Genomic DNA, 25,849 nt, shown 5'->3' with positions numbered 1-25,849 from the left:
TATGTCGCAACCGATCTTCTTCGCCCACGCCAACGGTTTCCCTTCCGGCACCTACGGCAAGCTGTTCTCGGCGCTGGAGCCCGAGTTCCGGGTGACGCATCTGGAGCAGCATGCACACGATCCGCGTTTTCCGGCGGGTGACAACTGGTACCACCTGGTGGACGAGCTGATCCATCACCTGCAACAGCAGGACGAGCCGGTGTGGGGCGTTGGCCATTCTTTCGGCGGAATGCTGCACCTGCACGCCGCACTGCGTTGCCCTGAGCTGTATCGCGGAGTCGTGATGCTCGATTCGCCGGTGCTGACCCGCACCGATCGCTGGGTAATCCGCGCAGCCAAGCGCTTTGGCTTCATCGACAAACTCACCCCGGCCGGTCGCACCTTGGGGCGGCGCGAAGAGTTCGCCGACCTCGACAGTGCCCGCAGCTACTTTGCCGGCAAGACCCTGTTCCGCGGATTCGATCCAGAATGCTTCGACGCCTACCTGCAACATGGCTTGCACAAGGTCGGCGACAAGTTGCGCCTGCGCTTCGATCCGGCCACCGAAATCAGCATCTATCGCGGTGTGCCGCACACCAGTCCGGGGCGGACCCGGCAGCTTCAGGTTCCGCTGGCGGTGGTGCGCGGGCACAAGAGTCGCGTGGTGATGAACCATCACACCCGGTTCGTCGGCCGTCTGCCTCAGGGCGAGTCGCTGACGATGCCCGGCGGTCACATGTTTCCCCTTGAGCGGCCGCAGGACACCGCGCAGTTGCTGAAAAACCTGTTCAGTCGCTGGGAAAACCGCCAGCACAAGGATTGCGCATGAGCCCGTCGGTCGAAGAAGTGCGCCTGAGCCTGCCGCATATCGAGCTGGCGGCACACATTTTCGGCCCGGAAGACGGGTTGCCGGTGATTGCCCTGCATGGCTGGCTGGACAATGCCAACAGCTTCGCTCGCCTGGCGCCGAAGCTCAAAGGCTTGCGCATTGTTGCGCTGGACATGGCCGGTCATGGTCATTCGGGGCATCGCCCGGTCGGCGCGGGTTACGCCTTGTGGGATTACGCCCATGACGTGCTGCAAGTCGCCGAACAACTGGGCTGGCAGCGCTTCGGCCTGCTCGGGCATTCGCTGGGGGCGATCGTTTCGCTGGTGCTGGCGGGGTCGTTGCCGGAGCGCATCACCCATCTGGCGCTGATCGACGGGGTGATTCCTCCTACGGATAAAGGCGAAAACGCCGCCGAACGCATGGGCATGGCACTGCAGGCACAGCTTGATTTGCGGGAAAAACGCAAACCGGTCTACGCGACCCTCGACCGGGCCATCGAAGTGCGCATGAAAGGCCTGGTGGCGGTCAGCCGTGAAGCCGCCGAACTGCTGGCGCAACGCGGCCTGATGCCGGTGCCCGGCGGTTACACCTGGCGCACCGACAACCGTCTGACCCTGCCATCGCCGCTGCGTCTGACTCAGGAGCAGGCGATGGCCTTCATCCAGCGCATTGCCTGTCCGACGCAATTGGTGGTGGCGGCCGACGGCATGCTGGCCAAACACCCCGAGCTGCTGGAGCGTCTACCCTTTAGTCGGGAACAGCTGCCGGGCGGGCACCATCTGCACCTGAACGACGAGTCGGGTGCGGTTCTTGTCGCAGACTGTTTCAATCGGTTCTTCGCCATTCCTTGACTTGCCCCGGGCAACTGTCGAGGCTGGGCGGGTTGAAATGGGAGACAACCACAATGGATTTCTACACCGCTGCGAACCCGAATAGCCAGAAAGGCGCCCCGGCCATGCCGATCCGATGAGCCTGTCCATGCGATCTTTCAGTCTGCTGGCGCTGTGCTGTTTCAGTCCCGTGTTGCTCGCTGCCGACCTGCCGGGCAGTCAGGATCTGCCGATCGTGCCGCGTCTGGCCGATGCGCAGATCGTCGACTATCGCCCTCCCGTGGAGCTGGAGCGGATATACCCGATGGGCTCGATCCGCAAGATCAGCGGCCAGTTGCGTTTCGACGGTCAGGTCGGCGCCCGTGGGCAGACCACCTCGGTCACCTACGAACTGCCGCCCGAACATTCCGCCAATGAAGCCTTCACCGTCGCCCGCGAGGCCCTGCAAAAACAGGACGCCGAGCTGTTGTTCTGGTGTCAGGCCAGGGATTGCGGTGAAAGCAGCCTGTGGGCCAACGAGGTCTTCGGCAACGCCAAGCTGTATGGCGCCGACGAGCAACAGGCCTATCTGCTGCTGAGGCTCGCGGCACCTCGCGACAATACGCTGGTGGCGCTTTACAGCATCACTCGCGGCAATCGCAAAGCCTATCTGCATGTCGAGCAGTTCGAGGCCGCCACGCCGTTGGGTGAGTTGCTGCCGACATCGGCGACCCTGTTGCGCCAGTTGAAAGACACCGGCGAGCTGAAATTGCCGAAACTGGCTGACGATCCGGATGACACCTGGCTGCGTCTGCTGTCCCGTGGCCTGAACCTCGACACGACGTTGCGGGTGACGGTTTCCGGGCTCAAGGCCGAAGCCTGGCGTCAGGCACTGATCACGCAGGGTGTGCGGGCCGCACGTATGGAGACCGGCAGTGTCGAAGGCGTCGGCCTGCGCATCGATTTGTTGCGATAAGGTGTCTGCGGCGGACACGCCCGGCGTGTTCGCCTACTCTTTGCCTGACTGACTTTTTCGAGATTTCACATGCCCAATAATGATCGTCTGCTGGTGCAGATCCTGTTGCTGGTGTTGTTCGGCGCCAGTTTCTGGGTGATGGCACCGTTCTGGTCGGCGCTGTTCTGGGGCGCGGTGCTGGCGTTCGCCAGTTGGCCATTGATGCGCCTGCTGACGCGCTGGCTCGGCGGACGCGAATCACTGGCGGCAAGCATCTTGACCCTGGGCTGGATGCTGCTGGTGGCGGCACCGCTGGTCTGGCTGGGGTTCAACCTGGCCGATCACGTGCGCGATGCCACCGTGTTCATCAAGGATGTGCAGGTCGATGGCCTGCCGGAAGCGCCGGCCTGGCTCGGCACGATTCCGCTGGTGGGGGAGCGGCTGGTCGGTTTCTGGAACAGTGTCGATCAGCAGGGGGCGGCGTTGATGGTGTCGCTCAAGCCTTATCTGGGGCAGGTGGGCAACTGGCTGCTGGCGCGCAGTGCGCAGATCGGCGGCGGGATTCTCGAGCTGACCCTGAGCATTGTCTTCGTGTTCTTTTTCTACCGTGACGGGCCGCGGCTGGCGGCGTTCGTGCACAGCCTGCTGGAACGGTTGATCGGCGATCGTGCCGGGTATTACATCGAACTGGTGGCCGGTACGGTGCAGCGGGTCGTCAACGGGGTGATCGGTACGGCGGCAGCGCAGGCGATCCTGGCGTTGATCGGATTCTTGATTGCCGGGGTACCGGGGGCACTGGTGCTGGGAATCGTGACGTTCCTGCTCAGCCTGATTCCGATGGGGCCGCCGCTGGTGTGGATTCCGGCCACGGCGTGGCTGGCCTGGAAGGGCGAGTACGGGATGGCGGTGTTTCTCGGGATCTGGGGGACGTTCATCATCAGTGGCGTGGACAACGTGCTCAAGCCGTATCTGATCAGCCGTGGCGGGAATCTGCCGCTGGTGATTGTGTTGCTCGGGGTGTTTGGCGGGTTGATTGCGTTCGGGTTTATCGGGTTGTTTATCGGGCCTACGCTTTTGGCGGTGGCTTATAGTTTGTTGACGGATTGGAGCAAGAGTCAGGTTCGGGTTGAGGATCGGCGTTGATGGTGGGCCTTGGCGGCCTTTGGGCCGGCCAGGCTTTGGATCTACTGTGTACATATCCGTTTCTTCGGTAACGGCGGCTTATGGTTTCGCCCTTACGGCGACTCACTTTTTTGACAAACGCCTCAAAAAAGTAAGCAAAAAAACGCTCGCCCCGGCGTTCGGCCCTCGCAGGCTCGGGTTCCTTCGCTCCGGTGTCCCTCCGGGGGCATCGACTTCGTCGATGAGTTCGGCTTCGCCGCACGGCACTACGTGCCAATCCCCGGATGAACACCTCCACTCAGCCTTCCGAAGGGGCGGGTGGATCAAGATCAAAAGCGTTGTCGAGCTAACGCTCATCCTGTTTTTGGATTACCTCACGTCGCCACATTCAAATACTTGCCCACCGACGCCGTACTACCGAGCGAATACTGCTTGCTCAGATTGGCAATCATCCGGTTCAACGCTTCGGTCGTGGTTTGAGTGGTACTGGCGGTCTGTTCATCGCTCGGACGCTGGCGTCCCGCCTGTAACGCGGCTTTCAACTCATCACTGCTCACGCCACCACTGCTGTCGCTATCCAGCACTTTGAGCAGCGCCGCGCTGGTGTCGCTGTTGGAGGACGAGGTGCTGTCGCTGGCCTGCAATGCGCTGCTCAACTCGGTCGCCGTCACATTGCCGTCGCCGTCTGCATCGAGCTGGCTGAACAGTTCGTCACTGGAAACCCGGGGTGGTGGCGGTGGCGGGGTGAGGCTGGCGGTGAGTTCGTCCTGGCTGACGACGCCGTCTTTGTTCTTGTCCAGGGCGGAGAAGATTTTGCTGCTGTCGGCGGTGCTGCCGGCGCTGGTCAGGCCGCTGCTCAGTTCGTCGCTGCTGATGGCGCCGTCGCCGTCGGTGTCGAGGGCCTTGATCAGGGCGTCGGCCAGGTCGGTGTCGGGGGCCTGGTTGTGGTCGGGTGGTGGCGGTGGGGCCATCGCGGCCATTTCTTCGGCGCTGAGGCTGCCGTTGCTGTCGCTGTCCAGTTCGCCGAATTGTTTGCTCAGGTTGACCAGCAACCCGTCACTGGATTTTTGCGACAGGGCGCTGTTCAGTTCGTCCTGATCCACCGCGCCGTCGCCGTTGCTGTCGAGTTTGGCGAACAGTTCCTTTTGCAGTTGCTGGCTGCGGGCGTTTTGTGTGGAAGTGCTGCTGGTGCTGGTATAGCTCGTGTAGTTGCTGACGCTACCGATCATGGGCTCACTCCTTGTAATGGAAAACCGGTTCATGAACCGGCGCTTGCAGACTCAAGGCGTGAGGTGTCGCAGGTATATGGGTTTTGTACCGGACGGTACACAGTCGGGCTTACAGTCGTGGCAGGCGAATCACGGCAGTGAGGCCGCCGCCGGGCGTCTCTTCGAGATTCAACTGGCCACCCTGGCGTTGCGCGGCTTCCCGGGCGATGGTCATGCCCAGGCCGACGCCACCGGAGTTGCGGTTGCGCGAGCCTTCCAGGCGGAAAAACGGCTCGAACACGGCTTCACGTTTGTCCGCTGCGATGCCCGGGCCGCGGTCGATGACGCGGATCAGCAGGTGTTCGCGCTGATCCTGCAGCTCGATGTGTGCTTGCCCGGCGTAGCGCAAGGCGTTGTCCATCAGGTTGTTGATGCACGAGCGCAGGGCCATTGGCTGAACCGCCAGGGGCGCGCAATGGCCGCTGACCTGCACGTCGGCGCCCTGATCCTGGGCGTTCTCGCACAGGGATTCGACCAGTGCCTGCACGTCCATCATCTGCAGTGCTTCGCTGGTGCGTTGTTCGTGCAGGTAGGTGAGGGTGGCGTCGAGCATGCCGATCATGTCGTTCAGGTCCTGACGCATCTGGCCCTGGAGTTTGTCGTCGTCGATTTTTTCCAGGCGCAGTTTCAGCCGCGACAGTGGCGTGCGCAGGTCATGGGACACGGCGCCGAGCATGCGCGCGCGCTGCTGAACCTGTTCGCGAATCCGCTGCTGCATCAGGTTGAAGGTATGGGCCGCCTGCCGGGCCTCGCGCGGACCGGACTCTTCCAGCGGCGGGCTGTCGAGGTTTTCGCTGAGGCGTTCGGCGGCGTCGCTCAGACGCTGGATCGGGCGGCTCAGGAGTTTGGCGCCGTACCATGCAGCGATCATCAGCGAGATGAACTGAAAGGTCAGTGGCACCAGCGGCCCGCCGAACCAGGGGCGCGGCGGTCGATGGGCGAAGCGCGGTTCCGGTGGCGGACGTTGTCCTTCGACGCCCTGGGAAAACTCCGGCGGCGGAGGGGGGGGAGGCGGGCCGTAATGGTGGAACCAGGCGAAAGCCAGCAGGTGCGCCAGGACGATCGCCACGAACAGCACGCCAAACAGGCGGCCGAACAGCGTGTCGAAGCGCCCCCGCATCAGCCGATGTCCCGTGCGTCGAACAGGTAACCCTCACCGCGTACGGTCTTGATCAACTGCGGGGCTTTCGGGTCGTCACCGAGTTTTTGTCGCAGGCGCGAGACCAGCAGGTCGATGCTGCGGTCGAAGGCCTCGATCGAGCGACCACGGGCAGCGTCCAGCAACTGTTCTCGGCTGAGCACCCGGCGCGGTCGTTCGATGAACACCCAGAGCAGGCGGAATTCGGCGTTGGACAGCGGCACCACCAAGCCATCGTCTGCGATCAACTGGCGCAGGACGCTGTTCAGGCGCCAGTTGTCGAAGCGAATGTTCGCACGCTGTTCGGTGCGGTCGTCGCGCACCCGGCGCAGAATCGTCTGGATGCGTGCTACCAGTTCCCGAGGTTCGAACGGTTTGGCCATGTAATCATCGGCACCCAGTTCCAGGCCGATGATGCGGTCGGTGGGTTCGCAACGGGCGGTGAGCATCAGGATCGGGATGTCCGATTCCGCGCGCAGCCAGCGGCACAGCGACAGACCGTCTTCGCCGGGCAGCATCAGGTCGAGCACCACCACGTCGAAATGCTCGGCCTGCATCGCCTGGCGCATGGCCGCGCCGTCGGTGACGCCGCTGGCGTGAATGTTGAAACGGGCCAGGTAGTCGATCATCAGTTCGCGGATCGGCACATCGTCGTCGACGATCAGGGCGCGGATGCTCCAGCGCTTGTCGTCTTTCTGCTCTTCATTCACGGAGACTTGGGAGTTGTGCATGAGGCTGTTCATCTGCCAGTAAGCCGCCAACCACAAAGATAGGCTGCGAGGTTGTGGTTTCAGCATAGGCGTCCGGCCGTGAGGCGGGAAGGGCTGCTGTAAGGACTTGTTGCGGCTGGCGAGGCTAGCGCGGGCGCATGTTGTCGGCGTGTCGGTTGTGTATCGGCTTCGACACAATACCTTGCAAGGCTATGCTGATCACGTCCGGCGCGACGATTTACCGATCATCGGGTGCCGCGCCGCCGCCGGTTCCGCTACAATGCGCGCCGATTTCGACTTGCCTGAGAGCCCATCCATGTCCGCCTGCCAGACTCCTATCATCGTCGCCCTGGATTTCCCCACCCGTGACGCCGCACTGAAGCTGGCCGACCAGTTGGACCCGAAACTGTGCCGGGTCAAAGTGGGCAAGGAACTGTTCACCAGCTGTGCCTCGGAAATCGTCGGAACCCTGCGCGACAAGGGTTTTGAAGTCTTTCTCGATCTGAAATTCCACGACATTCCCAACACCACGGCGATGGCGGTCAAGGCCGCTGCCGAGATGGGCGTGTGGATGGTCAACGTTCACTGCTCCGGTGGTCTGCGCATGATGGCGGCCTGCCGTGAAGAGCTGGACAAGCGCAGCGGCCCGCAGCCGTTGCTGATTGGCGTGACCGTGCTGACCAGCATGGAGCGTGAGGATCTGGCGGGTATCGGTCTGGACATCGAGCCGCAGGAGCAGGTGCTGCGCCTGGCAGCGCTGGCCGAAAAGGCCGGGATGGACGGTCTGGTGTGCTCGGCGCTGGAAGCCACGGCGCTGAAAACCGCGCATCCGTCGCTGCAGTTGGTGACGCCGGGCATTCGTCCGGCCGGCAGCGCCCAGGACGACCAGCGTCGTATCCTGACCCCGCGTCAGGCGCTGGATGCCGGTTCCGATTATCTGGTGATCGGCCGTCCGATCAGCCAGGCGGCGGATCCGGCCAAGGCCCTGGCTGCGGTGGTTGCCGAACTGGCCTGAGCGAACAGCTGAAGATGCAAAGAAGGGAGCCTGATGGCTCCCTTCTTTGTTTCAGATTTGTTTTCAGACCTTCAACACCAGTTTGCCGAAGTTCTCGCCGCTGAACAGTTTGCCCAGGGTTTCCGGAAAGGTTTCCAGACCTTCTACGATGTCTTCCTTACTCTTGAGCTGCCCCTTGGCCATCCAGCCGGCCATTTCCTGGGCGGCGCTGGCGTACTGCGCCGCGTAATCCATCACCACGAAGCCTTCCATGCGCGCGCGGTTGACCAGCAGCGACAGATAATTGGCCGGGCCTTTGACCGCCTCTTTATTGTTGTACTGGCTGATGGCGCCACAGATCACCACGCGGGCCTTGAAGTTCAGACGGCTGAGCACCGCGTCGAGGATATCGCCGCCTACGTTGTCGAAATACACGTCCACGCCTTTCGGGCATTCGCGTTTAAGGCCGGCCAGCACGTCTTCACTCTTGTAGTCGATGGCGCCGTCAAAGCCCAGTTCATCGATCAGGAACTTGCACTTGTCCGCCCCACCGGCAATACCGACCACCCGGCAGCCTTTGATCTTGGCGATCTGTCCGGCGATGCTGCCGACCGCGCCCGCGGCACCGGACAGCACCACAGTGTCCCCGGCCTTCGGTGCGCCGACATCGAGCAGGGCGAAGTAGGCGGTCATGCCGGTCATGCCCAATGCGGACAGATAAACCGGCAGCGGTGCCAGTTTCGGATCGACCTTGTAGAAACCTCTTGGATCGCCAAGGAAATAATCCTGCACGCCAATGGCACCGTTGACGTAGTCACCGACGGCAAACCCCGGATTGTTTGACGCGACGACTTTGCCTACGCCCAACGCGCGCATGACTTCGCCCAGACCCACCGGCGGGATGTAGGACTTGCCCTCATTCATCCAGCCGCGCATGGCCGGGTCGAGGGACAGGTATTCGTTCTTGACCAGAATCTGCCCTGCCGACGGCTCGCCGACCGGGACTTCCTGATAGGTGAATGTCTCGCGGGTGGCGGCGCCCACCGGGCGTTTGGCGAGCAGGAACTGGCGATTGGTCTGGTTAGTCATGACAGGCACTCAACGGGATGAAGCCTTGTTGATAGACCGTCCTCGGCGATGCCGCAAGGTTGGCTGACGAGGCGAATGCAGGCCGATCAAGCAGGGTGATAGTGGCCCGCACGGGTTCATCACTGCGATTCATGGGTGGTCAAACGGCCGTCTGATAGTGCTGCCGCCGGGGAGGTGGCTGTGGCTATGCTGCCTTCATCAATCCCCCGCATTCGAGGACATAACAATGAGCATGACGTTTTCCGGTCAGGTCGCCGTCGTCACTGGCGCCGCCAACGGTATCGGTCGCGCGACCGCCCAGGCATTCGCCGCCGAAGGTCTGAAAGTGGTGGTCGCCGATCTGGATGCCGCCGGGGGCGAAGGTACCGTGGCGCTGATTCGTACAGCCGGCGGCGAAGCGACCTTCGTGCGCTGTAACGTGACCGTCGAAAGCGAAGTGAAAAATCTGATGGACGAGGTGATCAAGACCTACGGCCGTCTCGACTATGCCTTCAACAACGCCGGGATCGAAATCGAGAAGGGCAAACTGGCCGAGGGCTCGATGGATGAGTTCGACGCGATCATGGGCGTCAACGTCAAGGGCGTCTGGCTGTGCATGAAGTACCAGTTGCCGTTGCTGCTGGCCCAGGGCGGCGGGGCGATCGTCAACACCGCGTCGGTGGCTGGGCTGGGTGCTGCGCCGAAGATGAGCATCTACGCCGCCTCCAAGCATGCGGTGATCGGTCTGACCAAGTCGGCCGCCATCGAGTACGCCAAGAAGAAAATCCGCGTCAACGCGGTATGCCCGGCGGTGATCGATACCGACATGTTCCGTCGCGCCTACGAGGCCGACCCGAAAAAAGGCGAATTCGCCAACGCCATGCATCCGGTGGGTCGCATCGGCAAGGTCGAGGAAATTGCCAGCGCCGTGCTGTACCTGTGCAGCGATGGCGCCGCGTTCACCACTGGCCATTCGCTGGCCGTGGACGGAGGCGTGACCGCGTTCTGAAAAGGCATCTGTTAATGCAGGAAAAGACCCGCCCGACAGCGGGTCTTTTCGTCTGTGCCCGGTTCCATGTCATTGATAAACAATGTGTTTCAAATAGTTAGAAGGGTGGCTTTTGACGTCTTTGTCGCACAGCCTGACCGGCGCGGCTGTGATTTACTGCTGCGGGCAAAACGGACAGGAGTTTGTGCACTCATGGAATTGAGAATTGACCGACAGGCAATGGTGCCGGTCGTACAGCAGATCGTGGATGGATTGATCAAGTGGATCGTGCAGGAACAGGTGCCGCCTGCCACGCGCCTGCCATCCATTCGACAGATTGCGCGATTGAATCTGCTCAGCCAGTCGTACGTCATGGAGGCTTGCGAACGTCTGGTGGCACAGGGTGTTCTCGCCTCGCGGCAAGGGGCGGGGTTCATGGTCTCAAGCACATTGCCGGCGTGTTGCAAGTCGTTCGACAGTCCGGCTTTCGAGGGCGAACGCCATGGCTGTGATACGGATCCGCATTGGCGCGGCGGGTTGAAACTGGGTGACGGGGTTTTGCCGGAGAGCTGGCGAGAGTCCGATGATCTCGCCTATGCGATCCGTCAGGTGGCCCGCACCGACATGGCCAGCCTGTTCAACTACAACACGCCCCTCGGGCTCCCCGCGCTGCGCGAACAGATTGTCAAACGGCTGGGAATGCTCGATATCACCGCCGATGAAGATTGTGTGCTGACGACGGCCGGCGCCAGCCACGGGCTCGATCTGATCGTGCGCACGCTGTTCCGGGCGGGGGATTGTGTGGTGGTGGAAACGCCGGGTTATGCGCCGCTGTTCGATCTCTTGCGGCTGCACGGCGTGCGCATGCTGGAGGTTCGCCGCACGCCTGGCGGGCCTGACCTCGAGGCGCTCGAGGCGTTGTTGCGGCAGTTCCGGCCGGCAGCGCTGTTCATCAACAGTCACCACCACAACCCCACGGGGAGCTGTCTGGCGCCGGCCGTGGCGCGGCGCATTCTGCAATTGAGCAAAATCTACGACCTGCTGCTGATCGAAGATGACGTCTACGCCGATCTGCATAACGGCAGCGGCACGCGCCTGGCGGCACTGGATGAAGACGGGCGGGTGATTTACGTCGGCAGTTTTTCCAAGACACTGAGCAGCTCGTTGCGGGCAGGCTTCGTGTCGGCCAGCCGCGAGGTGATCGAGCAACTGGCGCGGGTCAAGATGATCAGTTGCATGGGCACTTCAAGGTTCAGCGAGGCCGTTCTGGCGGCGCTGCTGGCCAGCGGTGCGTATCGCAAACTGGTGCAGCGCCAGCGCCAGCGGCTCAATATCGATCGCGCGGCGGCCCTGCAGGCGCTGGAGGATGCCGATTGGGAGGTGTTCGGCAAACCCACCGGCGGGCTGTTCATCTGGGCCCGTTCGCCGCTGACGAATGATGAGCACCTGCGCAGGCAGGCCTTGCATCATGGTGTGCAATTGGCATGCGCTTCTTCCTTCAGTCCCAGTGGTGAAGCCAGTGACTGGCAGCGGATCAATGTGGCCTATGCTTGCGATCCGAGGGCGCGGCAATTCTTTCGCAGTACGGCCGTGGATCGACCTCAAGTGTTCTGAAAACGACGCAGGCCTAGCTTTTTGCCATTATTCCGACGCCAGAGTCTTGTGCTGGTTCATGGCCGTTGCGACTCTTCGGCAACAGACTTTGGCAGGGGACTACGCGCAATGATTTCGGCCGTGCAAGGACGTTTTGCCAACCTCGGTATGGCGAAAAAACTGGGTATCGGGTTTGTGCTGGTATTGCTGCTGACTGCCTTGGTGGCGGCCATCGGCGTCTGGTCCCTGCAGACCATCAGTCAGCGCTTCGACGGGCTAAAACAGATGTCCTCGCTCAACAGTGGCCTGCTGAAAGTGCGCCTGCTGGAGCAGGATTACGCCCTGCACGGCAATCCGAAAACCGCCGATGCCTTGCACGAGGGTGTGGATGGCCTGGTCGCCATGGCCGATCAGCTCAAGGCCCAATCGCCGGGCAATGAGTCGGTCATGAACGATGTCCAGCAGTCTCTGGGCGCATATCGCAAGGCATTCGATGAGTTCGTGTCGCTGACCCAGGCCAAGGATCTGGCGCTGGAAATGGCCAGTTGGTCGGTGTCCAGCGTCGCCAACAACCTCGATGTCCTGCAGGCCGGGCTCGCCGATGACGGCGCCTATACGCTGAAAGACAGCGAGGGCAAGGACGGGGCGCAGTTCATCGAGCAGGCCAGTCAGGTCAGCCAGGTCTCGCGCCTGATGCTGCAAGCCATGAACGAGGCGCGGGTAAGGCTGGATCAGAGTCGCAAGGGTGATGACAGCGCCAAGGGCAACATCGAACAGGCCGCCCAGGCCCAGACGCAAGCCGAACAACTGAAATCCACGGTCAAGGACGAAGGCTATCTGACGGTTCTCAATGAAGTGTCAGGGCACATCGCCGGTTTCAACGACAAGCTCGCCGAGTACACCGGCCTTCTGGCTCAGGAAAAAACCGTCTACGAGCAACTGCATCAGCGTGCCGCTGAGGTAGTGGAGCGGGTCGATCAGGCCTATGTCGCCCAGGACGTCGCGATGCAGGGTGAGCTGAAGAAGAACTCGGTGCTGATCATCGGCTCGTCGGCGCTGGCGCTGCTGGTCGGGCTGATTGCGGCGTGGGTGATCACCCGGTTGATCGTCGCGCCGTTGCGCAGCGTGATGCTTGTCGCTCAGCGGATCGCCGCCGGTGATTTGAGTGCTACGGTGGAAGTGACTCGTCGTGACGAGATCGGCCAGTTGATGCAGTCCATGCAACAGATGGGCGCGGGCCTCAGCAGCATCGTCAGCGGGTTGCAGGCAGGCATTGAACAGTTGGCCAGTTCCGCGCAATCGCTGTCGGCGGTGACTGAACAGACCAACCTGGAAGTCAGCAGCCAGAAAGAGGAAACCGAGCAGGTTGCCACGGCCATGAACCAGATGACCGCCACCGTCCATGATGTGGCGCGCAATGCCGAAGAAGCCGCACTTGCGGCGCAGACCGCCGACGGCAAGGTCGAGAGCGGTCAGCAGGTGGTGCGCCAGAGCATGGCGCGGATCGAGCAACTGGCGGATTCGGCGACGTCGGCCAGTTCGAGCATCGAAAGCCTGAGCGCAGAAATCCAGAACATCGGCACGGTGCTCGAGGTGATCAAAAGCGTCGCCGAGCAGACCAATCTGCTGGCGCTCAACGCCGCGATCGAAGCGGCGCGGGCGGGCGAGCAGGGCAGGGGCTTTGCGGTCGTCGCCGATGAAGTCAGGGCGTTGGCCCGACGTACGCAGCAGTCGACCGAAGAGATCGAGCGACTGGTCAGTGCCTTGCGCTCGGCGGCGCATTCGTCGGTGCAGCAGATTCAGAGCAGTGGCGAGCTGGTGAAGCTGGCGGTGAGTGATGCATTGCAGACTGAAAGTGCGCTGGGGAGTATTGCGGCGGCGGTTTCGTTGATTCAGCAGATGAATCAGCAGATTGCAGCGGCGGCCGAGGAGCAGAGTTCGGTGGCCGAGGAGATCAATCGCAGTGTGACGAGTATTCGGGCTAGTGCGGATCAGTCTTCGATTGCGATGCGCGGGAATGCGGCTTCGAGTGTTGAGCTGGCGCAGCTGGGGAGTGAGTTGCGGGGGATGGTGGGGCACTTTCGGCTTTGACCTTGGCGGCCTTTGGGCCGACCAGGCTCTGGGTGTTCTTTGTGAATATCCGTTCCTTCGGGTGTTGCTGCTGGCGGTTCCGCTCTTACAGCGGCTCACTTTGGCAAACGCCCCAAAGTAAGCAAAGGTCTGGGCCCCTGCGTTCGGCACCTCGCTTTGGCTCGGTGTTCCTTCGCTCCGGGATTCATCCGGGGGCATCGCCTACGGTTTGCTTCGCTGCACCTCCTCTCGATGTGTTTGGCTTCGCCAAACGGCGCTGCGCGCCCACCCCCGGATAAATCCCTCCACTCAGCCTTCCGATGGGGCCGGTACGTCAAAAGCGGTACTCGAGCTAACGCTCATCGTGTTGAGTGGTGAAAGCCAAAGCCAAAGCAGGTGCGGGATGTGGGCTTTTAAGACCTGAGTTCACCTCGGTATCTCACGTCGGCGTACTTCACTCAAACACCTCGGTCGGCCCCCTCTCCCTACGGGCGGTCCGACGTGTCGGGAGGGGTAGGCGGGCGGCGTTCCGATGAGGGCGCTTTTGATTTTGATCTTTCCAGCAGCCAATAAAAAAGCCACCTCTCGGTGGCTTCTCTCAACATCTGCACTCAGTCGTAAATCACTTTTTTCTTCCAGTCCGCATCCGCTTCGACATCCTTGAGGCCGGCAGTCAGCTGGTTTTCTTCGCCTTCGACCGGGGCGATCTTGTCCATGACCTGGGCGTTGGCGCGGGCCAGGAGTTTTTCCAGGTATTGGAGTTGTTCGGCGTAGATCTGCGGATCCTGCTGTTTGCGCAGGTATTGCACGCCGCGTTCGAAGGCGAGCCGGGCCTGGCCTGGCTGGTTTTGTTGCAGGGCGTGCTGGCCGAGGTTGTTGAAGAACTCGATGTGCAGCAGCACCAGGATATGGCGCACTTCACGGATCCAGTGCTTGGCTTCGTTCGGTGGCAGGAAACCGTCCTGGGCGGCGCGGGTGATCTGGCCGTGGAGGGCTTCGAGGAGGAAGCGCACGTCTTTGGCCTTGGCTTCGGTCTGGATCGGCGCCGGCGGGTTGTTGACCGGGATCGATTCGCCCTGGGCGACGAGGGCGCTCAGTTCGGTGATGCGGGCCTTGGTGGTGGCGCTGGTTTTTTCCAGATTCAGCAGGCGCTGGCAGACGTTCAGTTCCAGGCGGGTCATCAACAGCTTGAGGGCCGGGGTCATGAACTGGCCGGGGAAGGTTTCGGTCAGTTCGCCACAGCGGCGCAGGCGGTCGTTGAGTTCGACCTTGGTGCGAGCCTTCTCCAGTTTGGTGTTCTCCACCACATGGTTCATGTAGCCAATGGCGATCAAGATTGCGATCCCGGCTATGACTAGCAGGGTGATCATGAGTGGTGTCACCGGTAAGACCTCTTAATAGGGTTCGCGTGCGAGTGTAGTAGCTCGGCATATGGGAGCCTAGCGCCGCTCGACGGGTTGGATCAGCGAAGCTTCATCTGTATCGGCCGCAAGCCTGCTTATATAAATGCTGGCCCTTGGGGTACAGATTGCCATCACCTGTGCCGTGGACTATAACGCCTTGGCGAGTGTCGGAATATAGGCGTCAATCGTCGGGCGACGGAAAAGTCCGAATCGGCTCGTAAAGCAGGGCGAAGTCATTGATTTAAATAAATTTATATCAGGGGGTTGACGACCTTCCAATCCATCCATAGAATGCGCGCCACTTGCAGCGTAAAGCACACAGCGAAACGCGGCAGGGAGTGAATGTTGTAGTGTGTCCCCTTCGTCTAGTGGCCTAGGACACCGCCCTTTCACGGCGGTAACAGGGGTTCGAGTCCCCTAGGGGACGCCAATGCGGGAATAGCTCAGTTGGTAGAGCACGACCTTGCCAAGGTCGGGGTCGCGAGTTCGAGTCTCGTTTCCCGCTCCAATTTTAAACGGCAGTGCCTTCGGGCGGTGCTGAGTGAAACCAGAACCAAATCTTCGGATGCGGATCTGGACACCGAAACACACACCATGTGTTCCGGGTAGCGTGTCCCCTTCGTCTAGTGGCCTAGGACACCGCCCTTTCACGGCGGTAACAGGGGTTCGAGTCCCCTAGGGGACGCCATTTGCGGGAATAGCTCAGTTGGTAGAGCACGACCTTGCCAAGGTCGGGGTCGCGAGTTCGAGTCTCGTTTCCCGCTCCAAATTCAAGAAGCGCCGCTCCGCAATGAGCGGCGTTTTTATTAGTGAAAGTTGTAGCCTGTCCCCTTCGTCTAGTGGCCTAGGACACCGCCCTTTCACGGCGGTAACAGGGGTTCGAGTCCCCTAGGGGACGCCATTGCGGGAATAGCTCAGTTGGTAGAGCACGACCTTGCCAAGGTCGGGGTCGCGAGTTCGAGTCTCGTTTCCCGCTCCATATTCAACAAAAACGCCGCTCAGTGATGAGCGGCGTTTTTGTTTGTGCGTTATTTGTCGCGCCATAAAAAAAGGACCTCACGGTCCTTTTTTGTGGCCCCGCCAAGGTGGCGGGCCGGTGTCGCGATCAAAGTTTCGGCAGTTGCCCGATCCGTCCCATCATTTCGGTAACGATCTGCAGGTCCAGCAGGAACTGGTCAACGGTCTTGAACTCGCCGTCGGTGTGACCGGTGTATTTGACCTCAGGTCGGGCCAGACCGAATTGCACACCGTTGGGCAGTTCATGCACCGAGGTGGCGCCGGCAGAGGTGCCGAACTCGTGTTTCATGCCCAGATTTTCGGTGGACACGGCCAGCAGCGCTTTGACCCACTCGCCTTCAGGGTTGCGGTACATCGGCTCGGCGATCGAGTAATCGAAGTTGACCGCGACGTGGGTTTTCTTGCTCCAGGCCGCCAGTTTGTCGGCGATTTCGGTCTTGAGCACTTCCGGCGATTTGCCCTTCGGCACGCGCAGGTTGACCGCGAGTTTGAAGGTCTTGTCGTCCATCCCGACATAGGTCAGCGAGGTGGTCAGCGGGCCCATGAAGTCATCGGCGAAACCGACGCCCAGCTTGCCACCCTTGTAGTCCAGGCCCCAGTTGTCGGCGGCGTAACGGGCAGCATCGGTGATGTGGTTGTGTTTGAACGCGATCTTGCCATCCACACTGTGGATGAAGTCCAGCATGCGGGCGACCGGGTTGACGCCGGATTCAGGCTCGGAAGAGTGCGCGGACACGCCGGTAACGCTGAGTTTCACGTCCTTGTCATCGACCTTGGCATTTACTTCGAAATCGCCGCCATGTTGTTTAGCGTATTCGTTACCGGCCTTTTGCAGGCTGGCGGCCAGTTCAGCAGGCTTGTCTGTCAACAGAGTGACGACCGAAACCGATGGAATCTGGTTGGTCGCCATGCCGCCGGTCATCGAGATCAGCTCCGCGCCTTTGCCCTCGGCCTTGCGCTTGGCGAATTTGGCCATGACCGTGCCGTAGCCTTTCTCGGCGATCACCACGGGGTAGCCGCCATCCAGCGCCAGGTTGTACTCGGGCGTCGGGTTGCGTTCGAAGTAGTAAGGAATCGCGTCGCCGGTGGTTTCTTCGGTGGTGTCCACCAGCAGTTTGAAATTGCGGGCCAGCGGCAGCTTTTCTTCCTTGATCACCTTCATGGCATACAGCGTCACCACGATGCCGTTTTTGTCGTCCTCGGTGCCACGGCCGTACATGCGGTCGCCGATCAGCGTGACCTTGAACGGGTCGAGTTTGGTGCCGTCCTTCAGCACCCAGTTTTCCGGTGTCACTGGCACCACGTCGGCGTGCGCGTGAATGCCCACGACTTCCTTGCCGCTGCCGTCGAGAGAGATCTCGTAGACACGGTTGTCGATGTTTCGGTAGTTCAAACCAAAGGACTCGGCCAGGTCCTTGATCTTGGCGGCGATCTTGATGAATTCAGGATTCTCGTGCTGGGCGACACCCTCTTTGCGATCAGTCGGGATCTCCACCAGTTCGCGGAGGGTTTCGAGAGCGGCCTTGCCGTATTTCGCCCGGGTGTAGAGGCCCAGCAGGCGATAGATTTCGTTTTGCTGCTCGGCAGTCAGTGTCTTGTTGTCGAGAAACGCGCTGATGGAAGGGCGCAGGTCGTCGGTCTTGCTCAGGTCGCTCTTGGCCACTTCGCCGAGGAACTGGCGGAAATCACTGACCTTGGCATCGCTGAATGTCTTGAGGATGGTCGCGCTTTGCTGCGGTGTGATGTTGGCGTGGGCGGGCAGTGTCACAGACGAAAGGCTGGCCAGAATCAGGGTCGACGCGGCCAGTTGCTTGAGTGAAAAATCCATTGCTAAGGGCATTCCTTTGCAGGTGGTAAGTAGGAAGTGTCTGAGCGATGCGTCAGACGGTTTCGCAAACTAACACTGCAAGCGAGTGATAGGGGAGCCCCCGAAGTGGGACGCGTCGCACAGAAATGCAAAAGCGGCGCAGAATCGAAAAAGCCCGTCCAATCTGTCTGGAACGGGCTTCTCCGATCAGCATGTTTACATCGACAACACCAGTCGCCCGGCAAACAGGATCAAAATCACCCCCATGCTGCGCTCGAACCAATGGCCCATGCGCATGAACAACAGCCGCACTTTGCTGCTCGAAAAGAACAACGCAACGATCACGAACCACAACGCGTTCACGCTGCACATCCACAGCCCGTACAGGGCCTGAATTTCCAGCGGCGTGCTGGCGCTGATGATCGTGGTGAAGATCGCCAGGAAAAACAGCGTGGCCTTGGGGTTGGTGGCGTTGGTCAGGAAACCGGTGGAAAACGCCTTGAACAGCGATTGTTCGACCAGCGGTTCATCGCTGGTCTTTTCGCCTTCCAGCGTTGTCTTGGGTTTGCTGCGGATCAGGCTGATACCGAGGTAGAAAATGTAAGCGCCGCCCACGACCTTGGCCACCGTCAGCAGCCACGGCGTGGTGTGCATCAAGGCGCCGACGCCCAGCAGGGTATACAGCACGTGCACGGAAATCCCCGCGCCGATGCCCAGTGCCGTGCAGATGCCGACCAGCCGCCCGAAACGCACACTCTGGCGAATGGTCACGGCGAAGTCCGGGCCGGGAGCGACCACGGCGAGAAAGTGGATGGTAGCCAGCGCCAGAAACTCGCCCAGGTAATTCGATGTCATTTCAGCTCCAGAAAGTCAGGGGTGATGCATTGCCGCGATAGCCGACAAAAAACGAAAGGCTCAAGCGCGGATCTGCCACGCCCGGCGTTACCGAGTGCATGCGACGCGAATTGAACATGATGAAATCCCCCGGTTCCGGGCGAACTTCAAGGGCGGGTGGGCCTAGCAGTGCCGGGTCGATGCCATAGCTGTCGCCGCGCATTTCATCGAAGCGGTCCGGTGAAATGTCGTCTTCCCACATCTGCAGCGCGCCGCCCTCGGTCGGCATGTTCAGGTAGACGTTGCAGGCGAATTGCGCCTCCAGGCTGCGGGCCTGGAAACTCTCCGGCGCATCCTTGGCGAAAATGTCGTGGTGGGCGAGGAAGCAGACGCCGGGTTTGACCACCCGTGACAGACCGACGTACATCTTGCGTCCGTACAGGTTTTCCAGATGGGCACCTGCCGGCCAGGATTCGTCGAGCATGCAGCGCAGGGTATCGATCGGCGAGGAGTAGGGCGCACAGCGATTGCGCAGTTCGGCAATGTTGCCGGTGGCGCGTTCGAAGTAATCCTCGATCAGCAACGGCTGGTTTTCCGCCTCATAGAACGCCATGCCGATGCGGCCAATGCTGGGCGCGTTGATGTAACCCTCGAAGCCGGGCTCGAGTATCTTGTCGCCAATCCGGATCGCCTGGTCTTCAGGCAAAAAGCCTTTGACGCGGATGGCGAGGACTTCTTCGTTGGCCAGTTTTTTTATGCACGTCTCATCGAGACGCTCGACGTCAAGCATCATGGTTTCAGGTCCATCTAACGAGTAGTCAACGGAACCGGCGAATGCGGTTCCCCCGGCGTCGGACGCTGCAACCGGCAGCGTCCGAAATCCTCAATCCACGTTGTAGTGGACGGACAGCGTGCCCTTCTTCTGCGAAAGGGACGCGATCGTGACTGTGCCCAGATCCTTCAGGCTGCGTACATGGGTGCCGCCGCAGCCGTAGGCCGGCAGTTCACCGAAGCCGATTTCCCGCGCGCCTTCGCGCAGGGACGTCAGGCGGGGCAGGTCGTGTTCGATCCATTGCCCGATGCCGTATTGAACGGTTTGCGCATCGACGTCCTGAGCACAATCCCCGGGCTTGAATTGCACCCGGCCTTCGTCCGGCCAGTGGTGTGCCTTGATCGGCATCCAGCCCATGGCCTGAACAAAGTGGCCGATCAAATGCCCGGCGGAGTGCATGCGGGTGTTGAAGCGGCGACGCTCTTCATCGATGCGGATCTGGGTCATGCCCAGTGGTACCGGCTGGTCGACGAAATGAATGATCCGGTCCGGTTCCTGTACGACACGCAAGACCTGGCTGTCGCCGATCCAGCCCGTATCGCAAGGCTGCCCGCCACCTTGCGGGTGAAACAGAGTGGCGCGCAGCACCACAGCGAATTCGTTCTCGTGGGGCGTGCAGTCGAGGACTTCCACATTGGCCTTGAGGTCATCACTATGGAAAAAGAGGCGAAGCGTCATATTCCATGCCCTTATTAAAGTTTCTTTTTTAATTATATGAATCGTGCAATAACGTGATAATCCGTTCAAACATCAAAGGACTGTTGCGCTGTGAGCATAAATCTTCCTCTGCCGTTGCTCGGTGAAATGGCGATTTTCGTCAAGGTCGTGGAGACCGGCAGCTTCTCCGAAGCCGCTCGTCAATTGGGCTCATCACCCTCGGCGGTCAGCCGCAGTATTTCCCGGCTGGAAAAGGCATTGGCCACGCGGCTGCTGCAACGCACAACGCGCAAATTGCGTCTGAGCGATGGAGGGGAAGAGGTGTTCAAGCGCTGTCAGGAAATGGTCAGCGCGGCCCGCTCGGTGATGGAAATCAGCGGTCAGTTCACCCACGAAGCCGAAGGCCTGGTGCGGGTCAGTGTGCCGAAAGCGGTCGGACGCTTCGTGATTCATCCGCATATGCCGGAGTTTCTACGCCGTTATCCGAAGGTTGATGTGGAGTTGCTGCTGGAAGACCGGCAGGTGGATCTCATCGACGATCATGTCGACCTTGCGATTCGCATCACGGAGCGGCCGCCGGCAGGACTGGTCGGGCGGCAATTGCTGACCATCGACCATTTGCTCTGTGCGACGCCGCAATACCTGGCCGAACATGGCACGCCGACGCATCCCCATGACTTGCTCAATCACAGCTGTATCTACCTGGGCGAAACCCCGAGCGATGCGCGCTGGAAATTCAAGAAGGGCAGTAAGGCAGTGACGGTCGGCGTGCGTGGCCGGTATGCCGCCAATCACACCGGCGTGCGTCTGGGCGCTGTGTTGCAGCATATTGGTATCGGCAGCCTGCCGTATTTCACGGCTCGCTATGCCCTGGAACAGGGGTTGGTCGTGCAGGTTCTGCCGGACTGGACATTCCTGGCGTCCTACCACGGCGGGTTGTGGTTGCTGCATTCGCCGACGCGTTATCTGCCACCGAAGCTGCGGGTGTTCATCGACTATCTGGTGGAGTGCCTGGAGAAGGAGCCGACATTGAGCAAACCGGGAAAACCCAACGCTGCAAAATCGTTGGCCGAGTACGAATTGCCGGAGGGGGAAGGGTTGCTGTAACGGCGACGCAAAAAAAAGGCCCGCATGGATCACCATGCGGGCCTTTTCATTGTCTGGCGAAAATCAGTGCTTGCTGTCCTGGGCGGACATCGCCAGCAGCTGTTTTTCCTGATTCCAGTCGAACGGTTCGTCGTTCTGTTCAGCTTCGTAGCGACGTTCTTCCAGTGCCTGATACATGTCGATTTCTTCATCGGACAGGTAATGCAGGCAGTCGCCGGCGAAGAACCACAGCAGATCCCGCGGGATCAGGTGGGCAATCTGCGGATAACGGGTAATCACTTGAGTCAGGATGTCCTGGCCCAGGTATTGGCTTTCGATCGGCTCGATCGGCAGTGACGCCAGCAGTTCGTCGAAACGCTCCAGGAACAGGGCATGGCTTTCTTCGGGAACCTGATCGGCCTCACCTACGGCGACCAGGATACTGCGCAGGTGGTCGAGCAAAACCAGATGATCGGCAACGACGTTGGACACGAGATAAGTCCTCAAGAGCAAAACGGGCGCGGGAGTATAAAGCCCCTGCGCCCGTTTTTCACTGATTGAAGGGATCAGCGGATTTTGCCGTCCGCCGGTTTCAGCTCCTCTTTGTCGAAGTCATCGACATCGATCACCTTGCGCCGCGCCGCTTCCGCATCACGCAGGGTCTGGGCTTCCACCGCCTGCAACACCCCGGCTTCCAGTGCCGCATCGATGGCGTGTTCGCCGGCGACCGGTTTGACCTGGCCACTTTTGAGCGACGTATGCAGCTTTTTGTGCAAGGGTTGCGCGGCGTTCAACTGATCACAGGCGTGTTGCAGTGCACCGACCGCATCGTCCGCCGATTGCGGGCGATAGCAGCCGGCGAGTAGTTCTTCCAGCGCCGGATCGCCCTTGGCCCGACCGATGACGCCGGCCACCTCGGCACCGAGTCTGTCCGACGGGCCTTTGTGACGACGACCGAACGGGAACACGATCACCCGCAACAGACAGCCGAAAACCCGGTTCGGGAAGTTGGTCAGCAGTTCATCCAGGGCCTTTTCCGACTGGCCGAGGCTTTCTTCCATGGCCCATCTGAACAGCGGTTCCATGTACGCCGGGGAATCGAGGTCGTGATAACGCTTGAGCGCTGCGGAGGCGAGATACAGGTTGCTCAGCACGTCACCCAGACGGGCCGACAACCGCTCGCGGCGTTTCAGTTCGCCGCCCAGCAGCATCATGCTCAGGTCGGCCAGCATGGCAAACGCGGCAGCCTGCCGGTTGAGCGCGCGGAAGTAACCCTGGCTGAGTTTGTCTCCCGGCGCGTGTTCGAAGTGGCCGAAACCCAAGTTCAGCACCAGTGTGCTGGCGGCGTTGCTCACGGCAAATCCGATGTGCTTGAGCAGCAGGCCATCGAACTCCTTGAGTGCCTGATCCTTGTCCTCGCGTCCGGCGAGGGCCATTTCCTTGAGCACGAACGGATGGCAGCGGATCGCGCCTTGGCCAAAGATCATCAGGTTGCGCGAAAGAATGTTCGCGCCTTCCACGGTGATGAAGATCGGCGCACCGTTCCAGCTGCGGCCCAGGTAGTTGTTCGGGCCCATGATGATCGCCTTGCCGCCATGCACATCCATGGCGTGGCTGATGCACTCGCGGCCGCGTTCGGTGAGGTGATACTTGAGGATCGCCGACAGCACCGAAGGCTTCTCGCCCAGATCCACCGCGTTGGCGGTCAGCATCCGCGCAGCATCCATCATCCACGCATTGCCGCCGATGCGGGCCATGGCTTCCTGAATGCCTTCGAACGCTGACAGCGGAACATTGAACTGCTCACGGATCTGCGCGTATTGCCCGGTCACCAGACTGGTGAACTTGGCCGCACCGGTACCCACCGCCGGCAGCGAAATCGAACGCCCGACCGACAGACAATTCATCAACATCATCCAGCCCTTGCCAAGCATGTCCTGGCCGCCGATGAGGAAGTCCAGCGGGATGAACACGTCCTTGCCGGAGTTGGGGCCGTTCATGAACGCAGCGCCCAGCGGCAGGTGGCGACGGCCGATTTCCACGCCGGGAGTATCGGTCGGGATCAGCGCCAGGCTGATGCCCAGGTCTTCCTTGTCGCCCAGCAGGTGATCCGGGTCATAGGCCTTGAAGGCGAGGCCGAGCAGGGTCGCGACCGGGCCGAGGGTGATGTAGCGTTTTTCCCAGTTCAGGCGCAGGCCGAGGGTTTCCTGGCCTTCCCATTCACCCTTGCAGATGATCCCGGTGTCGGGCATGGCGCCGGCGTCGGAACCAGCGAGCGGGCCGGTCAGCGCGAAGCACGGAATGTCGTCGCCCCGGGCCAGTCGTGGCAGGTAATGATTGCGCTGTTCGTCGGTGCCGTAATGCAGCAGCAGTTCGGCCGGGCCGAGGGAGTTGGGCACCATCACGGTAGAAGCGAGGTCGCCGCTGCGGGTTGCCAGTTTCATCGCCACTTGAGAGTGGGCGTAGGTGGAGAAGCCCTTGCCGCCGAATTCCTTGGGAATGATCAGGGCGAAGAAACCGTGTTCCTTGATGTGGGTCCAGGCTTCGGGCGGCAAGTCCATCGACTGGCCGATCTGCCAGTCGGTGACCATCGCGCAGAGTTCTTCGGTCGGGCCGTCGATGAAGGCCTGTTCCTCGTCGCTCAGTTGCGCCTTGGGGTAGGACAGCAGTTTTTCCCAGTCCGGGCGACCGCTGAACAGTTCGCCGTCCCACCACACGGTGCCTGCGTCGATTGCATCGCGCTCGGTCTGCGACATCGGCGGCAGGGTTTTCTGGAACCAGCTGAACAGCGGCGCGCTGAAGTGTTTGCGGCGCAGATCCGGCAGCAGCAACGGAGCCGCGACGATGGCCAGTACGACCCAGAAGATCAGCAGCAACCAGCCTGGCGCGTGGCTGAAAATACCCATCGCCAGCAAATAGGCCGCGACGATGCCCAGTGCCGGCAGCGGGGCGATGCGCCGGTGGGTCAGATACGCCACGCCGACGATCAGAACCAGTATCCACAACAACAGCATATTCAATCCTCCGTGAACCAGGGCGAACGACCCTCCAGAGCTTAGACGGCATCTGCAAAACGGGGCGGTCAGAGCAAGCTGATCTAAATCGTGGGAAACCCTGGATGGCTTTTGTAGTTTCGGTGGGCAACACGCGTAGGAAATCGTTCGCAGACTCCGCGGCTTTGCGTCCATGTTTGGCCGAAACGTCGTTATCTCTGTGCTGATCCTCTCGCTAGACTCCGGGTTCACCCAGGAGAATGTCGTCATGCGCGAGTATCTGAGCCCCGGCCGCTTCATCGATAGTGACCACCCCTCGGTGATGGAGTTCGCAGAACGGCACCGTGGTGCCAGCCGCGACCCCCGCGCGCAGGCGATCAGTCTTTATTACGCCGTGCGCGAGGCGGTGCGTTACAACATGTACACCTTCAGCCGCGACCCGCAGACCTTGCGCGGCAGCTACGCGCTGGCGGCGGGCGAAAGTTATTGCGTGCCCAAGGCCACTCTGCTCGCCGGTTGCGCGCGCCATTGCGGGATCCCCGCACGCATCGGTCTGGCGGATGTGAAAAATCACCTGTCGACGCCGCGTCTGCTTGAACTGCTGAGAAGCGAAGTGTTCGCCATGCATGGTTATACCGAGCTGTTTCTCAACGATCGCTGGGTGAAAGCCACGCCCGCGTTCAACCAGAAGCTCTGCGAAATGTTCAACGTTGCGCCGCTGGAATTCGACGGCATGAACGACAGCGTTTTCCACCCATACAACAGCGATGGCGCGCTACTGATGGAGTACCTGGTCGATCACGGCCAGTTCGCCGATGTACCGGAATCCTTTTTCTTCGAACATCTGCAGAAATGCTATCCGCACCTGTTCAACGATCGGCAGACGCCACTGTCCAGTGACCTGCGCGGTGATGTCGGCAGCCGCTGATCCGGCGTATGCTGCTCGCCCACTCAATGGAAAAGAGGCGGTCATGCTGAAGATCTGGGGTCGCAAGAATTCGTCGAATGTCAGAAAACCGTTGTGGGCGGCCGAAGAGCTCGGGCTGGCCTATGAGGCGATCGATGCCGGTGGCGCGTTCGGCGTGGTCGATACGCCGGAGTACCGGGCGATGAACCCGAACGGTCGGGTGCCGGTGATCGAAGACGACGGTTTTGTGTTGTGGGAGTCCAATGCCATCGTTCGCTACCTGTTGGCCCGGCATGCGGCGAACACCCCGTGGTATCCGGCGGATCTGCAGACCCGCGCCATCGCCGACAAGTGGATGGACTGGACCACGTCCAGTTTCGCAGGTCCTTTCCGCACGGTGTTCTGGGGCGTTCTGCGCACCCCGGCGGACAAGCAGGACTGGCCGGCGATCCATGCCGCGATCAAGGAATGCGAAGGTTTGCTGGCCATGGCCGATCAGGCCCTGAAAAACCAGCCATACCTGTCCGGCAGTGAAATCGGCATGGGCGACATTCCGCTCGGCAGTTTCATTTATGCCTGGTTCGAGATGCCGATCGAGCGTGCGCCGATGCCGCATCTGGAAGCCTGGTACGCGCGACTGAAGCAGCGTCCGGCGTATCGCAAAGCCGTCATGACCGCGTTGACTTAATACCTACTATCGACACACTTGACTGTACTTGTGCGGCGGCGGCAAGCACCATTGCGCTTGTGCGCCGCGGTTGTCTCCCTCGCCGCCCGCCGTCATTCAGTC

General features: G+C 60.9%; 22 protein-coding genes, 6 tRNA genes and 1 pseudogene. 18 read left to right on the top strand and 11 right to left on the bottom strand.

The window, feature by feature from the left end; genetic code table 11:
* Position 1: 1 nt before the first annotated feature.
* The 4 genes from CAG02_RS19430 (at position 2) to CAG02_RS19415 (ending at position 3,715) form a co-directional block, all read left to right on the top strand.
* Positions 2-808, top strand: coding sequence for an alpha/beta fold hydrolase (locus CAG02_RS19430; RefSeq protein WP_085710968.1), 807 nt, complete (start codon positions 2-4; stop codon positions 806-808).
* Positions 805-1,659 (top strand): alpha/beta hydrolase, encoded by an 855-nt coding sequence (locus tag CAG02_RS19425; RefSeq protein ID WP_085710967.1) that lies wholly within the window; start codon positions 805-807, stop codon positions 1,657-1,659. Before CAG02_RS19430 ends, CAG02_RS19425 begins: the two co-directional genes overlap by 4 nt.
* A 127-nt stretch (positions 1,660-1,786) precedes the next feature.
* Positions 1,787-2,593, top strand: a complete 807-nt coding sequence (locus CAG02_RS19420) for a DUF4892 domain-containing protein (protein WP_085710966.1) — start codon at positions 1,787-1,789, stop codon at positions 2,591-2,593.
* Between the two features lie 69 nt (positions 2,594-2,662).
* The gene (locus CAG02_RS19415; RefSeq protein ID WP_085710965.1) at positions 2,663-3,715 is read left to right on the top strand and encodes an AI-2E family transporter; all 1,053 of its coding nucleotides are present in this window, start codon (positions 2,663-2,665) and stop codon (positions 3,713-3,715) included.
* 353 nt (positions 3,716-4,068) lie between these two features.
* On the opposite strand, the gene xopAW is transcribed toward CAG02_RS19415, so the two are convergent.
* From xopAW to CAG02_RS19400, 3 genes are all read right to left on the bottom strand, one after another.
* A complete protein-coding gene (gene xopAW / locus CAG02_RS19410) occupies positions 4,069-4,923 on the bottom strand; it encodes an EF-hand domain-containing protein (protein ID WP_085710964.1) in 855 nt (284 codons plus the stop codon).
* Between the two features lie 109 nt (positions 4,924-5,032).
* Positions 5,033-6,082: a HAMP domain-containing sensor histidine kinase gene (locus CAG02_RS19405; RefSeq protein ID WP_085710963.1), complete on the bottom strand. Its 1,050-nt coding sequence runs from the start codon at positions 6,080-6,082 to the stop codon at positions 5,033-5,035.
* A complete protein-coding gene (locus CAG02_RS19400; RefSeq protein ID WP_371320993.1) occupies positions 6,082-6,843 on the bottom strand; it encodes a response regulator in 762 nt (253 codons plus the stop codon). Before CAG02_RS19400 ends, CAG02_RS19405 begins: the two co-directional genes overlap by 1 nt.
* A 283-nt stretch (positions 6,844-7,126) precedes the next feature.
* On the opposite strand from CAG02_RS19400, the gene pyrF reads away from it, so the two are divergent.
* On the top strand, positions 7,127-7,825 hold the full coding sequence (pyrF, locus tag CAG02_RS19395) for an orotidine-5'-phosphate decarboxylase (RefSeq protein ID WP_162803507.1): 699 nt from the start codon (positions 7,127-7,129) through the stop codon (positions 7,823-7,825).
* A 63-nt stretch (positions 7,826-7,888) separates the two neighbouring features.
* On the opposite strand, the gene CAG02_RS19390 is transcribed toward pyrF, so the two are convergent.
* The gene (locus CAG02_RS19390; protein ID WP_085710960.1) at positions 7,889-8,893 is read right to left on the bottom strand and encodes an NADP-dependent oxidoreductase; all 1,005 of its coding nucleotides are present in this window, start codon (positions 8,891-8,893) and stop codon (positions 7,889-7,891) included.
* A gap of 226 nt (positions 8,894-9,119) precedes the next feature.
* Here CAG02_RS19390 and CAG02_RS19385 point away from each other — a divergent pair, with 226 nt between their 5' ends.
* From CAG02_RS19385 to CAG02_RS30280, 4 genes and pseudogenes are all read left to right on the top strand, one after another.
* Positions 9,120-9,881 carry an SDR family oxidoreductase gene (locus CAG02_RS19385; protein WP_085710959.1) on the top strand — a complete coding sequence of 254 codons (762 nt, stop codon included), beginning with the start codon at positions 9,120-9,122 and terminating at the stop codon, positions 9,879-9,881.
* A gap of 192 nt (positions 9,882-10,073) precedes the next feature.
* Positions 10,074-11,474 carry a PLP-dependent aminotransferase family protein gene (locus tag CAG02_RS19380; protein WP_085710958.1) on the top strand — a complete coding sequence of 467 codons (1,401 nt, stop codon included), beginning with the start codon at positions 10,074-10,076 and terminating at the stop codon, positions 11,472-11,474.
* Between the two features lie 108 nt (positions 11,475-11,582).
* A pseudogene (locus tag CAG02_RS30285) lies at positions 11,583-12,635 on the top strand (methyl-accepting chemotaxis protein); the annotation flags it as partial.
* 27 nt (positions 12,636-12,662) lie between these two features.
* The gene (locus CAG02_RS30280) at positions 12,663-13,544 is read left to right on the top strand and encodes a methyl-accepting chemotaxis protein (RefSeq protein WP_371856510.1); all 882 of its coding nucleotides are present in this window, start codon (positions 12,663-12,665) and stop codon (positions 13,542-13,544) included.
* 590 nt (positions 13,545-14,134) lie between these two features.
* On the opposite strand, the gene CAG02_RS19370 is transcribed toward CAG02_RS30280, so the two are convergent.
* Positions 14,135-14,893: a hypothetical protein gene (locus tag CAG02_RS19370; protein ID WP_065261849.1), complete on the bottom strand. Its 759-nt coding sequence runs from the start codon at positions 14,891-14,893 to the stop codon at positions 14,135-14,137.
* A gap of 387 nt (positions 14,894-15,280) precedes the next feature.
* Here CAG02_RS19370 and CAG02_RS19365 point away from each other — a divergent pair.
* The 6 genes from CAG02_RS19365 (at position 15,281) to CAG02_RS19340 (ending at position 15,905) form a co-directional block, all read left to right on the top strand.
* Positions 15,281-15,356: transfer RNA gene (locus CAG02_RS19365), tRNA-Glu, on the top strand.
* Positions 15,357-15,358: 2 nt separating this feature from the next.
* Positions 15,359-15,434 (top strand) — tRNA-Gly (locus CAG02_RS19360).
* Positions 15,435-15,538: 104 nt separating this feature from the next.
* Positions 15,539-15,614, top strand: a tRNA-Glu gene (locus CAG02_RS19355).
* A 3-nt stretch (positions 15,615-15,617) separates the two neighbouring features.
* Positions 15,618-15,693: transfer RNA gene (locus CAG02_RS19350), tRNA-Gly, on the top strand.
* A gap of 58 nt (positions 15,694-15,751) precedes the next feature.
* A tRNA-Glu gene (locus CAG02_RS19345) sits at positions 15,752-15,827 on the top strand.
* Between the two features lie 2 nt (positions 15,828-15,829).
* Positions 15,830-15,905, top strand: a tRNA-Gly gene (locus tag CAG02_RS19340).
* 126 nt (positions 15,906-16,031) lie between these two features.
* Here CAG02_RS19340 and CAG02_RS19335 read toward each other — a convergent pair.
* The 4 genes from CAG02_RS19335 to CAG02_RS19320 form a co-directional block, all read right to left on the bottom strand.
* The gene (locus tag CAG02_RS19335) at positions 16,032-17,771 is read right to left on the bottom strand and encodes a dipeptidase (protein WP_085710956.1); all 1,740 of its coding nucleotides are present in this window, start codon (positions 17,769-17,771) and stop codon (positions 16,032-16,034) included.
* Positions 17,772-17,966: 195 nt separating this feature from the next.
* The gene (locus CAG02_RS19330) at positions 17,967-18,605 is read right to left on the bottom strand and encodes a LysE family translocator (RefSeq protein WP_085710955.1); all 639 of its coding nucleotides are present in this window, start codon (positions 18,603-18,605) and stop codon (positions 17,967-17,969) included.
* A gap of 1 nt (position 18,606) precedes the next feature.
* Positions 18,607-19,377, bottom strand: coding sequence for a 2OG-Fe(II) oxygenase (locus CAG02_RS19325; RefSeq protein ID WP_085710954.1), 771 nt, complete (start codon positions 19,375-19,377; stop codon positions 18,607-18,609).
* Positions 19,378-19,467: 90 nt separating this feature from the next.
* Positions 19,468-20,094, bottom strand: a complete 627-nt coding sequence (locus CAG02_RS19320; RefSeq protein WP_085710953.1) for a hypothetical protein — start codon at positions 20,092-20,094, stop codon at positions 19,468-19,470.
* 90 nt (positions 20,095-20,184) lie between these two features.
* On the opposite strand from CAG02_RS19320, the gene CAG02_RS19315 reads away from it, so the two are divergent.
* Complete coding sequence (locus tag CAG02_RS19315; RefSeq protein ID WP_085710952.1) at positions 20,185-21,180, top strand: LysR family transcriptional regulator; 996 nt, start codon at positions 20,185-20,187, stop codon at positions 21,178-21,180.
* 63 nt (positions 21,181-21,243) lie between these two features.
* On the opposite strand, the gene CAG02_RS19310 is transcribed toward CAG02_RS19315, so the two are convergent.
* Positions 21,244-21,651, bottom strand: coding sequence for a PA2817 family protein (locus tag CAG02_RS19310; protein ID WP_007950758.1), 408 nt, complete (start codon positions 21,649-21,651; stop codon positions 21,244-21,246).
* A gap of 74 nt (positions 21,652-21,725) precedes the next feature.
* Entirely contained in the window at positions 21,726-24,173 is a 2,448-nt protein-coding gene (locus CAG02_RS19305; protein ID WP_085710951.1) for an acyl-CoA dehydrogenase, read from the bottom strand.
* Positions 24,174-24,420: 247 nt separating this feature from the next.
* Here CAG02_RS19305 and CAG02_RS19300 point away from each other — a divergent pair, with 247 nt between their 5' ends.
* The gene (locus tag CAG02_RS19300) at positions 24,421-25,080 is read left to right on the top strand and encodes a transglutaminase family protein (RefSeq protein ID WP_085710950.1); all 660 of its coding nucleotides are present in this window, start codon (positions 24,421-24,423) and stop codon (positions 25,078-25,080) included.
* A 43-nt stretch (positions 25,081-25,123) separates the two neighbouring features.
* Entirely contained in the window at positions 25,124-25,747 is a 624-nt protein-coding gene (locus CAG02_RS19295) for a glutathione S-transferase family protein (protein WP_085710949.1), read from the top strand.
* Positions 25,748-25,849 lie beyond the last annotated feature (102 nt).

It is taken from the genome of Pseudomonas sp. R43(2017) (assembly GCF_002112345.1).
GTDB lineage: Bacteria > Pseudomonadota > Gammaproteobacteria > Pseudomonadales > Pseudomonadaceae > Aquipseudomonas > Aquipseudomonas kribbensis.
The sequence above is the reverse complement of the archived record's forward strand: the minus strand, read 5'-3'. Positions and strand labels throughout refer to the sequence as shown.

Bases quoted from the DNA above. Each gene is read 5' to 3' on its own strand.
- CAG02_RS19400 (WP_371320993.1), bottom strand. From the start codon at position 6,843: ATGAACAGCCTCATGCACAACTCCCAAGTCTCCGTGAATGAAGAGCAG.
- CAG02_RS19320 (WP_085710953.1), bottom strand. From the start codon at position 20,094: ATGACGCTTCGCCTCTTTTTCCATAGTGATGACCTCAAGGCCAATGTG.
- CAG02_RS19325 (WP_085710954.1), bottom strand. From the start codon at position 19,377: ATGATGCTTGACGTCGAGCGTCTCGATGAGACGTGCATAAAAAAACTG.
- CAG02_RS19380 (WP_085710958.1), top strand. From the start codon at position 10,074: ATGGAATTGAGAATTGACCGACAGGCAATGGTGCCGGTCGTACAGCAG.
- xopAW (WP_085710964.1), bottom strand. From the start codon at position 4,923: ATGATCGGTAGCGTCAGCAACTACACGAGCTATACCAGCACCAGCAGC.
- CAG02_RS19385 (WP_085710959.1), top strand. From the start codon at position 9,120: ATGAGCATGACGTTTTCCGGTCAGGTCGCCGTCGTCACTGGCGCCGCC.
- CAG02_RS19415 (WP_085710965.1), top strand. From the start codon at position 2,663: ATGCCCAATAATGATCGTCTGCTGGTGCAGATCCTGTTGCTGGTGTTG.
- CAG02_RS19370 (WP_065261849.1), bottom strand. From the start codon at position 14,893: ATGATCACCCTGCTAGTCATAGCCGGGATCGCAATCTTGATCGCCATT.
- CAG02_RS19405 (WP_085710963.1), bottom strand. From the start codon at position 6,082: ATGCGGGGGCGCTTCGACACGCTGTTCGGCCGCCTGTTTGGCGTGCTG.
- CAG02_RS19430 (WP_085710968.1), top strand. From the start codon at position 2: ATGTCGCAACCGATCTTCTTCGCCCACGCCAACGGTTTCCCTTCCGGC.
- CAG02_RS19335 (WP_085710956.1), bottom strand. From the start codon at position 17,771: ATGGATTTTTCACTCAAGCAACTGGCCGCGTCGACCCTGATTCTGGCC.
- pyrF (WP_162803507.1), top strand. From the start codon at position 7,127: ATGTCCGCCTGCCAGACTCCTATCATCGTCGCCCTGGATTTCCCCACC.
- CAG02_RS19425 (WP_085710967.1), top strand. From the start codon at position 805: ATGAGCCCGTCGGTCGAAGAAGTGCGCCTGAGCCTGCCGCATATCGAG.
- CAG02_RS19295 (WP_085710949.1), top strand. From the start codon at position 25,124: ATGCTGAAGATCTGGGGTCGCAAGAATTCGTCGAATGTCAGAAAACCG.
- CAG02_RS19330 (WP_085710955.1), bottom strand. From the start codon at position 18,605: ATGACATCGAATTACCTGGGCGAGTTTCTGGCGCTGGCTACCATCCAC.
- CAG02_RS30280 (WP_371856510.1), top strand. From the start codon at position 12,663: ATGCAGTCCATGCAACAGATGGGCGCGGGCCTCAGCAGCATCGTCAGC.
- CAG02_RS19300 (WP_085710950.1), top strand. From the start codon at position 24,421: ATGCGCGAGTATCTGAGCCCCGGCCGCTTCATCGATAGTGACCACCCC.
- CAG02_RS19420 (WP_085710966.1), top strand. From the start codon at position 1,787: ATGCGATCTTTCAGTCTGCTGGCGCTGTGCTGTTTCAGTCCCGTGTTG.
- CAG02_RS19305 (WP_085710951.1), bottom strand. From the start codon at position 24,173: ATGCTGTTGTTGTGGATACTGGTTCTGATCGTCGGCGTGGCGTATCTG.
- CAG02_RS19390 (WP_085710960.1), bottom strand. From the start codon at position 8,893: ATGACTAACCAGACCAATCGCCAGTTCCTGCTCGCCAAACGCCCGGTG.